This window comes from Thermococcus onnurineus NA1 (assembly GCF_000018365.1).
In the GTDB taxonomy this organism is placed as follows: domain Archaea; phylum Methanobacteriota_B; class Thermococci; order Thermococcales; family Thermococcaceae; genus Thermococcus; species Thermococcus onnurineus.
Genome location: NC_011529.1, coordinates 1,666,056 through 1,680,628, shown reverse-complemented (window position 1 = coordinate 1,680,628; position 14,573 = coordinate 1,666,056). Strand labels below are relative to the sequence as shown.

The window sequence follows — 14,573 nt, the reverse complement described above, 5'->3', positions numbered from 1 at the left end:
CTCCGAAAAATAAAGGTTAGAGGCCGAGGCGCTTCCTTATACGCTTAACCTCGCGCTTCGCTTCACCTATGCCAAGCTCTTCAAGGACTTCCTCCTTCGGGATGCCGTGCTCGTCGTAGCCGACCTCATCGTAGTATTGTCTCACCTTCGCACGTATCTCCTCTCTGCTTGGGGCCTTGCCTTTAACAGGGCCACTCGGCAGGGGTTCGTAGAAGCGCTGTGGATTGTCGTCGTCTCTCCTTGGATCCCAGTAAACGTCAGGTCCGCCGAGGAGAAGGAGTATTCTCTGGAGATGGATTATTCTCAGACCGGTCTCGTTGAACCACTTCTCCGGTGTCAGATCGAAGCCCGTGATGGCGTTTCCAAACTCCAGTATTCTCTCAAAGCCCGGTCTGGTGGTGAACATGCAGATGACGGCCGAGTCGTAGAAAGCATTCACCAGCTCGCCCTCGTAGCTCCTCGCGGGAAGTCCTGCCGTCGCTGTGTGGTCGCCGCCCTGAACGGAAACGGCGTAGCTTATGTCTCTGGTGTAGTCGAGGTCGCTCCTTATCCCGTGCGCTCCGATGCCTATGCCCTTGACGTGGACGGCGTACTTCATGGCATCAACGCCTTTCATCTCGGAAATCTTGAGCGCGGCCCTGTAGGTTCCTTCCGCGAGGATTTCACCTATCCCTTCCCTCTCGACTATCAGTTCAAGGAGCCTCGCAAAGGCCTTCTCATCGCCCCACTCAAGCCTGAAGCCGATGTCCTCCTCCGTGAGGATGCCCCTCTGATAGAGCTCGGCAGCAAAGCCGAGGACGTTGCCGGCGTTTATGCCATCCAAACCCAGCTCATCCACGAGGTATGAGAGGTAGACTATCTTCTCAGGCTCGAAGATGCCGAGGTTGGTTCCCATGTAGGCCATCAGCTCGTAGTCAGGGGCATCTGTGATGGCTCCCTTATACGGCCCGTAGCGGAGGTAGGAAATCTTCATGCAGTTGACGGGACAGCCGTAGTCTGCCCAATACTTCTTGACCCATGTCCTGAGCTCGAAGTTAACTACACTTATCCTCTCGTCGTCGTGATACTCCTCCTGCCAGTTCCTCACCGGCTGGCTCGAGCGATCCTTTCCGACGCTGTAACCGCCAGATCCGGTTCCCCACTGCCTGAATGTCGTGAGGGTTAACAGTTCGCGCTGGAACTCCCGGAGCATGGCCTTGAACTTCGTTGAATCGTGAACTTCAGGCAGAGGTCCGTTACCCTTCACGAGGACTGCTTTAAGGTTCTTGCTGCCCATCACCGCTCCAAAGCCACCGTAGCCAGCGGCGTGCATCATCTTCGCCATTATCGCAGCGAAGCGGACTTTGTTCTCCCCACCCCTCCCGATGTACATCATGGCTGGCTCCTTGGGGACACCCCTGAGCTTCGCCCTTTTCCTCAGCTCGTCATGAACTTCCTTAAGGAGTGTCTTGTGAAGCTCAACACCACCCATTCCCCAGTACTTCGAGGCGTCGCGTATCTCGATGGTTTCATCGTTTATGAATAGGTATACCGGCTCTTTTGCCCTCCCGCGGATTATTATTCCGTCATAGCCAGAGGCTTTGAGCTCGATTCCGATCTCGCTGCTCAGGACGCTGCCAACGATACCGTTGCTCTCAGGGGACTTTGCAACGACAGAGGTTTTGATACCCGGATAGTAGCCGGTCAGCGGGCCCGTGAGGATGAGTAGAAGGTTCTCCTCACCAAGTGGATCAATATCTTCCCATCTCTCTCCCAGCTCCTTCCAGAGGAGGTAAGTCCCCAGTCCCCTGCCACCGTAGAACCGCAGCATCTCCTCGTCGAGCTCAACGAATTTCACTGTCTCGGTGCTAAGATCAACGTCTATCAGCTTTCCAGCGTATCCCTTCATGTTATCACCCCAACAACTCCCCGTACATCTTTCTCGAGAGTTCCTCGCTCTTCTCCACAGGGTCTTTGGCGAACGTCCTGTAGATCGAGCGGTAGTCACCCTTCACGAGGGTTAGGGCGTCGTGACCAGCCTCGTGGCATACCTCGACGCATTTCGGGTTTCCGCCACAGAGGTCGCAGATGACCACGCTTCTCTTACCGGGGAGAATCCTTGGGACGTTACCGGGGCAGGCAAGGAAACAGGCGCCGCACTCGGTGCAGTTGTCTTCGTTCACGAGAACCGCTCCAGTTCTCTCATTCACGCCCAAGGCATCAAAGTTGCATGCCTCAACGCATGGATAATCAGGACACTGAACGCAGGTGTGCGGGACGTTAACTCCGGGCAGAAGCTCGTATATTCTTATGCGCGAAGCTTCCGGCCATATTATCCCCTCGTGCTCCAGTGAGCAAGCTATTTCGCAGAGTCTGCAGCCGCTGCACTTGTCAGGCGTTATCAGAATCCATATCCTCTCTTTGGTAGCATCGTCACTCATCGGGAACACCTAGTACCATAGTTGGAATTCAGACTATATAACCCTTATGAAAACGCACAGACGTGAGTCTATGCGGGGAAGTTCTTATAAATTAAAGGGGACAACACACGGCGATGAACCGCTCCGAACTAATACTATTAGGCATCACGGCGATATGGGGCTTCACGTTTCCAGCTATGAAGGCGAGCCTAGATTACCTTCCCCCAATCCTGTTCCTCGCCTATCGCTTCGGAATCGCCTCGCTCCTCATGCTCATCATCTTCCGCTCTCGCGTCCTCAAAAGGGAGACACTGAAGGAGGGGTTTGTCCTAGGCCTAACCCTCTTCTTCGGCCACGGCTTCCAGATAGTGGGGCTGAAGTACACCACCGCCTCGAACTCGGCCTTCATCACGTCGCTCTACGTCGTCTTCACGCCGTTTATAGCCTACTTCATCCTCGGAGACAGGTTGGGAGGAAGGGACGTTCTTTCCCTGATCATGGCGCTGACCGGCCTTTACCTTATATCCGGGGCCAGTCTAAACTTCAACTACGGCGATCTGCTAACCGTCCTCTGCGCGATAAGCTTCGCTTTCCAGATAGTCTTAGTTCAGCGCTTTGAGAAGAAGGACTATCTCAGCTTGGCTTTCTGGCAGATACTCTGGAACTTCGTTTTCTCGTTAGCTTTTGCTCTGCTCTTTGAGTCCTTAGTTGTTCCAAGAGACCCGATGCCTTGGATGGGCATTCTCTACACGGCAATATTCGCAACGGTTGTGGCCTTCACGCTCCAAGTCAAGTACCAGAGGGACACAAAGGCCCACAGAGCAGCATTGATATATTCCGCTGAGCCTATATTCGGCCACATAGCGGCTTTCCTGACGATAGGCGAGATACTGAGCCCCAAGGGCTACCTCGGTGCGGCGCTGATTATGGCAGGCATATGGAATGAAGTTAGAAAAGAGGCCTGAGAAGTATTTACCAACAAAAAGTTAATAAATTTCAAAGCTATTCTTTGTTGGAGGTGATGGAGATGATCCACGCATACATTAAGGAAAAGGCCAGAGAGTTCCCAAAGGAGGAGAAGGAGAAGCGCTACAAGTATCTGGGCAAGGAAGTCCTCGATGTCGGAGATCCCGGACTGGACAGCATCCCCGAGTTCTACGGCATAGCCAACGCCATCTGGCGCGACTGGAAGGAGGGAGAGATAAGCACCAAGACTGCACTGGGCAGGCTCGCACTTCTCAAGCTCCTCACGTACAAGACGAAGAATAAGAAGATCCAGAACATCCCCGAAGAAGACCTCGAAGAGGTCAGGAAGTTCATAGACTACGTAATCCAGGTCATCAAGAACGAGAGCAGAAGAAAGGGCGAGCCAGAGGAAGAGAGGCAGGTGAAGACGGAGTAAGCCCCTTTCGATTTTCTAATCCTGTCTTTCGACACAAGCCAAGTAAACAAGCCTCGGGAGGACCCCCAATTCTCACCGTGCTCTTCACGTCACCCAGTTCTCCGTGAGGTTTAAATTCTCTAGAGAGATAATCATCACCGCGCCCTCCCCCTCACGCCCCTGGGAGAAGTGACCTGGGGTCGGTCGGGGAGGGCACACTTCTCTCCACTAGTCTCCAGCAAGCCAAAATCAAGAGGGAACGTCTGGAAAATGAGAGACGCGTAGCGCTTCTCATCCAAAAACCTTATAAGGAAAGTTCCCAATTTTGCCCCGATGCCAATGAGGGGGGAGTGTTTTATCCTTCGCTCTGCTCGTTTCGAGTAAGGCCCCTCACTGTTCTGAGCTAGTTAGTTCTAACTTTCCTTTCAAAGACCACAGGGAGGTTTTGAAATGATAAGGGAGCCAGAGTTTAGGGAGTATTCTCCAGGGAAGCTGGAAGAGAAAGTCGAGCGCTTTTGGAAGGAGAACAACGTCTATGAGAAGGTGAAGGCCAGCAGAGCAAACGGCCCGAAGTACTACTTCCTCGACGGGCCGCCCTACGTCAGCGGTGCCATACACCTCGGAACGGCCTGGAACAAGATAATCAAGGACATGGTGATAAGGTTCAGGACCATGCAGGGCTACAACGTTCGCAGGCAGCCGGGCTTCGACATGCACGGACTGCCGATAGAGGTCAAGGTCGAGCAGGCTCTCGGCCTGAAGACCAAGAAGGACATAGAGACCGAGATAGGCGTTGACGAGTTCATAAGGAAGTGTAAGGAGTTCGCCCTCAACAACCTCAAGGTGATGACCGAGCAGTTCAAGATGCTCGGCATATGGATGGACTGGGACAACCCCTACATGACCATAAAGAACGAGTACATAGAATCGGGCTGGTTCACGCTCAAGCGCGCCTGGGAGAAGGGCCTCCTCGAGAAGGACAAGAGGGTTCTGCACTGGTGTCCGCGCTGTGAGACGGCTCTCGCTGAACACGAGGTTCGCGGTGAGTACAAGATAAGGAAGGACCCGAGCATATACGTCAAGTTCCCGGTTGAGGGCAAAGACAACGAGTACCTTCTCATCTGGACAACCACGCCGTGGACTCTTCCGGCCAACCTCGCGGTTGCAGTTCATCCCGAATACGACTACGTCAAGGTCAGGGTCGAGACCGAGAACGGCGAGGAGTACTGGATAGTGGCCAAGGCCTTGGCTGAGAGAGTTCTCAACGAGGTCGGCGTTAAGGGCGAGATAGTCGAGGAGTTCAAGGGTGAAGACCTCGAGGGACTCCGCTACATGCACATACTCATGGAGGAGTACCCAACTCAGAAGGAGTTCCGCGAGAGGTACGAGTGGGCCCACCGCGTTATCCTCGGCGAGCACGTGACGCTTGAGGACGGTACCGGACTGGTTCACACCGCACCGGGCCACGGTGAGGAAGACTTCGAAGTCGGAAGGGAGTACGGCCTTCCGGCGTATTCACCAGTTGATGACCAGGGCAGATACGTGGAGGGCAGATGGAATGGAGTCTACGTCAAAGACGCCGACCCCGAGATCATAGAACACCTCAAGGAGAAGGGCTACCTCGTCAAGGCCGGAACGATAGAGCACAAATATCCGCACTGCTGGCGCTGTAAGACGCCGCTTATATTCCGCGCCACCGACCAGTGGTTCCTCAAGGTCAGCAAGGTCAAAGACCAGATAATCAAGGAGAACGACGAGAAGGTGACCTGGTACCCCGACTGGGTGAAGGTCAGGTACGACAACGGCGTCATGAACTCCGGAGATTGGGTCATAAGCAGACAGCGCTACTGGGGAATACCCCTGCCGATATGGCAGAGTGAGGACGGCGAAATATACGTCGTTGGAAGCTTTGAGGAGCTTGTCAAGCTTTCCGTGGCCATAGAAGTGAACGGCGAGAGGATAGACCTCCCGGAGGACTACAGCGAGAAGCTCAGGGTCATCGAAGAGAAGCTCGGCCCGGAGGACCTCCACAGGCCCTACGTGGATGCATTCATCATAAAGGTCAACGGCAAGGAGATGCGCCGCGTTAAGGACGTCGTTGACGTCTGGTTTGACAGCGGAATAGCCAGCTGGGCTTCCCTCGACTACCCGAGAAACGAGGAGCTCTTCAAGGAGCTCTGGCCGGCAGACTTCATAGTCGAGGGTGAAGACCAAGTAACCAAGTGGTTCTACTCCCAGCAGGCGGCCAGCGTTATAGCCTTCGACACAGTCCCCTACAGGAAGGTCGCCATGCACGGCTACGTCCTCGACGAAAAGGGCGACAAGATGAGCAAGAGCCTCGGCAACATCATAAGGCCGGAAGAGGTCGTCCAGAAGGAAGGAAGGGACCCCTTCAGGTTCTACATGCTCTGGGCCACCAACCCCTGGGAAAACCTCAAGTTCAGCTGGAAGGGCCTGGCTCAGGTCAAGAGGATGCTCAACATACTATGGAACGTCTACGTTTTGAGCGCCACCTACATGAGCCTGGATAACTTTGACCCGACTAGAGTCAATCCCGAGGAGCTGCCTTTCCGCGAGGAGGACAGGTGGATACTAAGCAGGGTCAACAGCCTCATAGGAGAAGTCACGGAGGGCATAGAGACCTTCAGGCTTACCAAGGCAACGAGGGCGATATACAACTTCGTCGTCGAGGACCTGAGCAGGTGGTACATCAGGCTGATCAGGAAGCGCATGTGGGTTGAAGGCGACGACCCGGACAAGTTAGCTGCCTACTACACCGTCTGGAAGGTCTTCAACGTCCTCCTGAGGCTTATGGCACCCTTCACGCCATACATAGCTGAAGAGATATACCAGAACCTCCTCAAGCCGTTCCTTGGCGTTGAGAGCGTCCACATGCTCGACTGGCCGAAGGCAGATGAGAAGACCATTGATGAAGAGCTCGAGAAGGAGATGGAAGCCGTAAGGAAGATAGTCGAGGCCGGCTCAGCGGCAAGGCAGAAGGCCAAGATAAAGCTCCGCTACCCTGTTAGGAGAATAATCATAGAGACCGAGGACGAGACCGTAAAGAGGGCTGTCGAGAGGCTTAACAGACTGCTCAGGGATCAGCTCAACGCTAAGGAGGTCGTCGTTGGAAGGGTCGAGCGTGAGCTGATAATAAAGCCGAACTTCGCGAAGGTCGGGCCGGAGTTCAAGGGCGACGCCAGACTCGTCTCCCAGTGGATAGCCGAGCACGGCAGGGAGCTCTACCAGGCCGGCGAGATGGACGTCGAGATAGAGGGCAAGACCTTCCACCTCACAAAGGAGCACCTGACCATAGAGGAGAAGCTCCCGGACTTCTTCGTTGCTGAGGACTTCGACGGCGGAAGGGTCTTCGTGGACAAGACCCTCACCAGGGAGCTCCTCGCTGAGGGCCTCGCGAGGGAGTTCGTCAGGAGAATACAGGAGATGAGGAAGAGGCTCGACCTCGACGTCAACGACAGGATAGTTGTCACCATAGAGACCACCGACGAGAATCGCGAACTGCTCCAGGAGAACCTTGACTACATAGAGAGGGAGACGAGGGCAACTGAGGTCATCTTCGGCGAGGCCAAGGGCTACGTGGTTGAGTGGCCCGAAGTTCAGGCGAAGATAGGGATTGAAGAGGTTTGAGCCTTCTCACTTTTCCAAAATTTCATTCTTCGTCTTCTCTTGAATTCCCCAACTGAGTGAGTATCCAAGAGTTTATCCAGTCTTCAACTTCCTTGAGCTCCTTCTTGAGCCTCTCGACTTCCTCTTCACTCATTGTTCCAAATGCTATCATAAGCACGTGAAGATTGCCAGCTCTCTTTGGAGCATGTTTTCTACCTTCATCCATGTCCGTGAATAGTGCTTGGCGTAATTAACGCTTTCCCTCAACCAAACAGCAGTCCCCAAGCAACCCACAGCTGGCCGAGGACGATGAGTGTCAGGATTAATGCCGTCCCCTTTCCGATTCTCCTTGGCCCGTAGAAGCCGACCAGCCCAAAGAGGAAGTTCAGCGCCGAAAGCTCGAAGAGAGCATTCACAACCTGGCCGTTTCTTCCGAAGGCGATTAGCTTCATGATGTAGTGGGGAGCAGAGATATCGCCAGCGTGAAGTGCGATGAGCCTGACCGCCAGGAGAATCCCGGTGAGAACGAGGTTGTACTCGACGACAAAATCTATGAGGCCCCTGTGCGGTTCTTTATCTGTGAAAATCCGGTAGAGGGAGAGTGGAAATACCACCACCCAGATGACCATCGAGATAAGCAGGACGAAGAACGAAAAGATCAACGCAAACATTGCCAGGGCATTAATCACTCCCCACAGGGGGTTCTCTGTCAGCAACACGGCCGTGGAAAACAGTCCCCAGAAAACGAGGGCACTTGCGATGGTATCAAAGATTTCCTTGGCAGGGTAGAGCTTCCCGTGGGTTTTCTCGATTATTTCGGGGAGCCTTCTGATGTCCCCTCGCGAATAGCCGTAGCGTTCGAGGGTCTTTCCAACGAAACACAGGGCCCCGAGGAGAAATATGGGCAGGAGAACGAAAACCGAAAGGACGTTCGGAAGCGAGAGGTTTTTCTCCTTCCCGGGAACGAGGCCCCAGATGGCAACCCAGAAGACGATAACGAACAGCCACGGGAGGAGGTAGTCCTTGATGAAGACCCGCATGGCCGTTAATATCCAGCAGGGTAAATAACTTTTTCGGAACCCTTACAACTTATGCCCCCGTAAGTTACTTACGTCCCCAGAACCAGCAACATCGGATAGTACAAGGAGAAAGGGAAAGCTCAGGGCAACGGAATCCTCTCCACCTCAATCCTGTCCCACGTGGGGTACTCCTCGACGATGAAGAACCTCACGTCTCCTTCAATCGCCTCGGCCAGCTCGACGGCGACCTCCTCAGGCATCTCTATCCTGCCCTTCTCGCGGTTTACGTAAAGCCACTCCCCGGGAACCTCTGCCTCCTCCACGAGGAGGGTGTAGAGCTCGTCTAAATCCTCGTACTCAGCTATTCCAAAGCGGAGTGTTCCGTCCTCCGTTATCTCCATATACGGCTTAGCCACGTTTTTAGCCATTCTTCTCAGCCTGTTCCTGAGCTGGACGGCATCCTTGAGCTTGGAGGTGCAGAGATGGTAGCTCAGTGAGGTGTTCTCCTCGCCCCAGCGGAGGATTTCGAGGCCAAGTTCTAAGCTTCCCTTAATCGCCGAACTCTCGTCGCTGATGGGCCGGTACCCCTTATCCAGGAGGTTCCTCAGGTTGGTCTCGCTGAACTCCAGCTCGTTGATGTTGAGGAACTTCGCTCCAAGTCCGTCCAAAAACTCCGCGAACCACTTAATCCTCTCGCCCTGACCCGGAACGGCGGGAACCTCTCCTCCAACGTCCCAGTCGAAGTCGAATGCGTTCTTTATGTTCTCAATCTCCACCCTGAAGAGCCTTGAGTTCGGGTTGAAGAGATCCGGATGGAAGCGGATTTCATCTAAACCAGCGTCGTAGAGCTTTTCGAGGGCCTTTTTCGTTGTGAGTGCTCCGGTCGTGTAGAGGTGGACATGGAACTTTTCCCCGAACTGCTCCTTCAGGGCTCGAATATATTCGGCTGTTCTGTCTAATCTTGCCAGCGGATCTCCGCCGGTGACCCCTGCTCCCCTCGCCTCCTGAATTTTGGCCTCTTCAATAATGTCATCTATCCTCTTAACCGGCCTCTCGTTGGCGTAAACGACATCCTCCCTCCTCCAAGGGCTCAGCGGGCAGTAGAAGCAGTCCCTCGGGCATGCACCCGTGGTGAAGAGGACGAGCTTCTCTCCCCTAACGCACATCTGACAGCCCTTCGGCAGTTCTCTCACGGCGTATGAAAAGTAAGGGGTCTCCCACATCCAAATCCCTCCAGCTCTCGCTAACACAACCAGAGGAGCAGGCCTTAAAAAGGTTGGTAGCCAAAAATGGGAAGGTGTGAAAATGAAGGAAAGACCCAAGACACTGCCGCCGACACTAAGGGATAAGCACCGCTATATTGCCTTTCAGGTCATCGGTGAGAGAACCTTCACAAAGGACGAGATAAAGAGGGCCATCTGGGAGGCAAGCCTCTCGACCCTTGGGACGCTCGGCTCCGCTCGGGCCAAGCCCTGGTTCATAAAGTTCAACGAGAAGAGTCAGACCGGTATAGTCCGTGTTGATAGAAAGCACGTGGAGGAGCTCCGCTTCGCCCTGGCGCTCGTCACCCACATAAACGGTTCTAAGGCAATTTTCAGGACTCTCGGCGTTTCTGGGACGATAAAGAGACTGAAGAGAAAGTTTCTGAGTGAATTCGGATGGAAATAAAATCAGCGAAGGAATGAAACCGCCTTGTCAACCCTCCCCTCGTAAACCCTCACATATCGCTCGCACGCTTTCTCCCAGCTGAAGTCCTCCCTGGCCCGCTTTTTCCCGTTCTCTCTGAGTCTCTCCAGAGTCTCATCGTCGAGCTCCTTGGCCCATATCATCGCCCTCGCTAGGGCAAAAGCATCCCTTGGAGAAACGAGCATCCCTGTCGCACGCTCTGGATCACTGCTGAGGCCTATTATCGTGTCCTTTAATCCCCCAACAGCGGAAGCTATTGGAACGGCACCAAGGCACATTGCCTCGAGCTGAACCAGACCGAAAGGCTCGAAGTACGACGGGATTACAACAAAGTCCACGGAACCGTAGAGCTCCCTAACGACCTCTCTGCTGAGAAGTTTGGTAATTGTCCTCACGTTCTCAGGGAAACGGTTTTCCATGGCCCTTGCCCACGCTCCCAGCTCCGGATCCCCCTTGCCGATGATGATGAACCTCATTTCACTGAAAGAGGGGTCAGTAGAGAGGAGCTCTATCGCATACAGCAGGGTGTCCACACCCTTCTGTGCCTTATCAAAACGCCCTATGAACATAAAGGTCTTTCCGTCGCTTAATCCAAGGTCCTCAAGAATCCTCCTCCTGCGCTCTTCCCTAGGAAGATCTCCCGTCTCTATCAGCTCCTCGTTCCAGAAGGAGCAGTCTATACCGTTGAAGATGTGCGTAACTTTGCCCTCGAAGAGCCCGAAGAAGTCCCATTCCTCCCATAGGTAGCTCCTGCTGACGGTCGTTACTGCGTCGGCTATGTAAGCCGCGGTATGTTCGGGGTCGATGTCCGGGTAGGGGACGAGCTCACTGAGGTGGGCTTCGTGGAAATAGTGGGCGGGAACCTTGGCCTTGTTGAGCCTGTGGACGGTGAAGACACTCCTCAGGCCAAAGTACTTCCTAAGGAGGCCAAGAGCGAAGACCGTGTGCCAGTCGTGGGCGTGGACAACGTCAGGCTTGAATTCGCCGATAAGCTCGTTCAAGAGCCCAACGCTGGCCTTGCCGAAAAGAACGGATTTTTTGAGCAGGCCGTTCCAACCCGGGCCATAAACGTCAGAGCTGTCAAGAACACCACCGCCAAGAGAATAAACCACGACACCATTCTGCTCTCTCTTTTTTACAGTTACCTCCACTCTCTCCCCAAAGGCTGAAACCCTAAAGGCTGTGAAAGGCTCGCCAAGGTCTTTTCCGTGGCTCGGGGTAAAAACAGCCACTTCATGGCCCAGATTCGAGAGGCCCTCGGCTATGCTGGTTACGGCTTCGGCCAAGCCCCCAACTTTCACGGGCAGGTACTCAAATCCCAATATCAGAATCCGCATTGCGGCCATCTCCTTTTAAAATAGGGAAAGAGCGAAAAATCACTCCAGAAGGATGAACTTCTCGCCCTCAACGTCCTCGAAGTAGCTCCCGATTCCGCCAACCTTCCATTCCTTGCCACTAGCCTTGACCGTAACGTTGGCCATAAGCGGCGTGTACTCGTACTCAACTATTTCCCCGTCAAGGGTCACGGGCTCCTTCGTCTCGACGAGCCTGCCGATGACTTCAGCCCTCCTGGGAAGCTCTGTAAACTTCAAGACAGTTATGAGAGTTCTGATGTTCACAAACGATAGTGGCTTGGGCAGCTTACCGTAGTTAAGGGGCTTTATGATCTCACTGTTGTCGAGGTATATGGTGTAGAACCAGTGCATGTAGTTCTGGATGATCTTTGGACTCTTGGCCCAGAAGGAGTAGAACTTCTCGCGCCTCTTGTCTCTCGGCAGAGCACCGAAGAAGAGCGCATAGTCGATGTCCCCGATTATCCAGCTGGCCATGAGCCAGGGGGCGCCGCCGGTTTTCGCCAGGATGATGTTGTCGGCGTTAAGCCACTCCGGAATCTCCTCGAAGTTGCTAATTATGACGAATATTATGTCTTTCCGGCGCTTTATCTCATCCTTCAAAAGGCGAAGGAACTCAAACGGAGCGTTTATCAGAACCTCGTGTTTGGCTGTCCTGATGACGTACTCCGCTCTCTCAACAGTGTTCTCAAAGCCTTGAATCGTCCATATCTCAGGCAGTTCCTCTCCGTGAACCTGGCGGTAGAGCTCAAGGAAGGCTGCCTTCAGGTTCTCCAAGTCCTCTATGAACTCCTCCTTTATCTTCTCAAGGACAACTTCAGGATTGACCGGTTTGTAGAGTCTCGGGGCGCCGTGCATCACGTCAACGAACCCCTTTCTGTGAAGGGAGCTCAGAACGTCATAAACCCTCGTGTGGGGGATTCCACTCTCCTTTGTTATGTCCGTGGCCTTGCTGGGGCCAAGCTTGAGGAGGGTTATGTAAGCTAAGCTCTCGTATTTAGTCAAGCCGAGCTTCTGGAGCTTTTCGATAATTTCCTCTTCCTTCATTTTCAGACCTCCAACTTTTTAAGTTCACTAGCATTAGTTTAATCATCACTAGTGATACCTGGTGGGAAAGGTGTATAAAACTTTCGGATTCGAGTCAAACGAATACTTTGGCCGGATCGCAAAGGTTGAATTTTCAGTCCCGTCCAGGGGAAGCTACGCCTACCTCGTCGGGAGCTTCAACGCCTTCAACGAGGGCAGCTTCCGGATGAGGGAAGAGAACGGAAGATGGCGTGCCACTGTTGAACTCCCCGAGGGGGTCTGGCACTACGGCTTCTCAATTGACGGAAAATACGCTCCAGACCCAGAGAATCCAGAGAAGAGGGCTTACAGGCGGTTCTCATACAAATTCGAGAGGGAAACCAGCGTTGCCAGAATATCCGCCGGAGACGACTTCTATCACGAACCCGCGCTCGCTTACTTGTACTCCTTTGCCGACAGAACCCATGTCCTGCTGAGGACTGTGAAGGGAAAAGCAATCTCCACTTACCTCATCACCGATGAGCGTATAGAGATGAGAAAGAAGGCAAGCGACGAGCTCTTCGACTACTTCGAGGCCGTTCTTCCAAGAACCGAGGAGCTGAGCTACGGCTTCGAGATAGAGACCGGAGAAGGAACAATCGAATACGGTAACTTCACCGCCGAACCGAGAGAGCTCCAAGTCCCAAGATGGATATTCAATCGGGTATTCTACCAGATAATGCCCGATAGGTTCGAAAGAGACATGATCAAAAAGCCAAGAGGAAGGATAATCGAAACCGGTCTGGGGCACCACGGTGGCGATTTAGCCGGAATCGTGAAGAGGCTCGGCCACCTTGAGGGGCTCGGTGTGAATGCACTCTATCTGACCCCAATCTTCGAGTCCATGACGTACCATGGCTACGACATAGTTGATTACTTCAAGGTCGCGGGGAAGTTCGGAGGTAACGAGGCCTTCGGAGAGCTCGCCCGGGAGCTGAAAAGGAGGGACATAAAACTGATTCTCGACGGCGTCTTCCACCACACGAGCTTTTTCCACTCATACTTTCAGGACGTCGTGAAGAAGGGCGGAGAGAGCAGGTACCGGGACTTCTACAGAATCCTGAAGTTCCCGGTGGTGTCGAAGGACTTCCTTCGGGTTCTCGACTCGAACGAACCGCCGGAGCGAAAGTACAAGGGGCTGAAGGAGCTCCATCAGAACTATGAGAACTTCTTCTCGGTGTGGCTCATGCCCCGTCTGAACCACGACAATCCACAGGTTAGGGAGTTCATAGTCAGTGTAATGAAACACTGGCTCGAAGAAGGTGCCGATGGCTGGCGACTGGATGTCGCCCACGGCGTCCCGCCAGAGCTGTGGCGCGAGGTCAGGGAAAGAATGCCGGAAGACGCGTATCTGGTAGGAGAAGTGATGGACGACGCAAGACTCTGGCTCTTCGACAAGTTCCACGGAACGATGAACTATCCCCTGTACGAGGCCATTCTAAGGTTCTTCGTGCGTGGAGAGATAAGTGCCGAAGAGTTCCTCAACTGGCTCGAGCTCCTGAGCACCTATTATGGGCCCGCTGAATACTCCATGTACAACTTCCTTGACAACCACGACGTTGAGCGCTTCCTCGACCTCGTCGGTGACGAGCGGAGATACCTCTGCGCTCTCGCTTTCCTGATGACATATAAGGGGATTCCAGCGCTTTTCTACGGTGACGAAATAGGACTGAGGGGAATAGGTGCTTCTGGGATGGAAAGCTCAAGGACTCCAATGAAATGGGGGAAAGAGACGTGGAACACCAAGATACTCAGAGTGACAAAAGCGCTGATACGGCTGAGAAGGAAGAGCAAAGCCTTACAGCTGGGAGAATTCAGGCCACTGGAGTTCAAAGGTGGCCTGCTCCTCTACGAGAGAGTTTACCAGAACGAAGGAGTTCTGGTGGGGATAAACTACTCAGACGTTCCCACAGCCATTCAGATTCCTGAAGCTTACCGTCCTGCAGCGGATGGAGTGTCCTTCCTCAAGATGAAACCCTGGTCCTTTGTCGCCCTCGCCTCAACCATCTGATGCCACGTTTTTTCACCAGCGTTCCGGGTTGTA

At 53.7% G+C, this 14,573-nt stretch carries 12 protein-coding genes; 5 read left to right on the top strand and 7 right to left on the bottom strand.

Annotated elements, in window-relative coordinates; genetic code table 11:
- Positions 1-16: 16 nt before the first annotated feature.
- A complete protein-coding gene (locus TON_RS09200) occupies positions 17-1,888 on the bottom strand; it encodes an aldehyde ferredoxin oxidoreductase family protein (RefSeq protein WP_012572769.1) in 1,872 nt (623 codons plus the stop codon).
- 4 nt (positions 1,889-1,892) lie between these two features.
- On the bottom strand, positions 1,893-2,420 hold the full coding sequence (locus TON_RS09195; RefSeq protein ID WP_012572768.1) for a 4Fe-4S dicluster domain-containing protein: 528 nt from the start codon (positions 2,418-2,420) through the stop codon (positions 1,893-1,895).
- Positions 2,421-2,533: 113 nt separating this feature from the next.
- On the opposite strand from TON_RS09195, the gene TON_RS09190 reads away from it, so the two are divergent.
- The 3 genes from TON_RS09190 (at position 2,534) to ileS (ending at position 7,428) form a co-directional block, all read left to right on the top strand.
- Positions 2,534-3,364 (top strand): DMT family transporter, encoded by an 831-nt coding sequence (locus TON_RS09190; protein WP_012572767.1) that lies wholly within the window; start codon positions 2,534-2,536, stop codon positions 3,362-3,364.
- Positions 3,365-3,426: 62 nt separating this feature from the next.
- Positions 3,427-3,801 carry a hypothetical protein gene (locus tag TON_RS09185; RefSeq protein ID WP_012572766.1) on the top strand — a complete coding sequence of 125 codons (375 nt, stop codon included), beginning with the start codon at positions 3,427-3,429 and terminating at the stop codon, positions 3,799-3,801.
- A gap of 429 nt (positions 3,802-4,230) precedes the next feature.
- Positions 4,231-7,428 (top strand): isoleucine--tRNA ligase, encoded by a 3,198-nt coding sequence (gene ileS, locus TON_RS09180; RefSeq protein ID WP_012572765.1) that lies wholly within the window; start codon positions 4,231-4,233, stop codon positions 7,426-7,428.
- Positions 7,429-7,450: 22 nt separating this feature from the next.
- On the opposite strand, the gene TON_RS09175 is transcribed toward ileS, so the two are convergent.
- The 3 genes from TON_RS09175 to TON_RS09165 all read right to left on the bottom strand — a co-directional run bounded on the left by TON_RS09175 (position 7,451) and on the right by TON_RS09165 (position 9,649).
- A complete protein-coding gene (locus TON_RS09175) occupies positions 7,451-7,633 on the bottom strand; it encodes a hypothetical protein (RefSeq protein ID WP_012572764.1) in 183 nt (60 codons plus the stop codon).
- Positions 7,634-7,670: 37 nt separating this feature from the next.
- Positions 7,671-8,447, bottom strand: coding sequence for a hypothetical protein (locus TON_RS09170; protein WP_012572763.1), 777 nt, complete (start codon positions 8,445-8,447; stop codon positions 7,671-7,673).
- A gap of 119 nt (positions 8,448-8,566) precedes the next feature.
- Positions 8,567-9,649 (bottom strand): radical SAM protein, encoded by a 1,083-nt coding sequence (locus TON_RS09165; protein ID WP_012572762.1) that lies wholly within the window; start codon positions 9,647-9,649, stop codon positions 8,567-8,569.
- An 82-nt stretch (positions 9,650-9,731) separates the two neighbouring features.
- On the opposite strand from TON_RS09165, the gene TON_RS09160 reads away from it, so the two are divergent.
- On the top strand, positions 9,732-10,094 hold the full coding sequence (locus TON_RS09160) for a ribonuclease P protein component 2 (RefSeq protein ID WP_012572761.1): 363 nt from the start codon (positions 9,732-9,734) through the stop codon (positions 10,092-10,094).
- A 2-nt stretch (positions 10,095-10,096) separates the two neighbouring features.
- Here TON_RS09160 and TON_RS09155 read toward each other — a convergent pair whose 3' ends face one another.
- Both TON_RS09155 and trmBL1 read right to left on the bottom strand, forming a co-directional pair.
- Entirely contained in the window at positions 10,097-11,449 is a 1,353-nt protein-coding gene (locus tag TON_RS09155) for a glycogen synthase (RefSeq protein WP_012572760.1), read from the bottom strand.
- Between the two features lie 39 nt (positions 11,450-11,488).
- On the bottom strand, positions 11,489-12,511 hold the full coding sequence (trmBL1, locus tag TON_RS09150) for an HTH-type sugar sensing transcriptional regulator TrmBL1 (protein ID WP_012572759.1): 1,023 nt from the start codon (positions 12,509-12,511) through the stop codon (positions 11,489-11,491).
- 70 nt (positions 12,512-12,581) lie between these two features.
- Here trmBL1 and TON_RS09145 point away from each other — a divergent pair, with 70 nt between their 5' ends.
- Positions 12,582-14,540, top strand: a complete 1,959-nt coding sequence (locus TON_RS09145) for an alpha amylase N-terminal ig-like domain-containing protein (protein ID WP_012572758.1) — start codon at positions 12,582-12,584, stop codon at positions 14,538-14,540.
- The last annotated feature ends 33 nt before the right edge of the window (positions 14,541-14,573 follow it).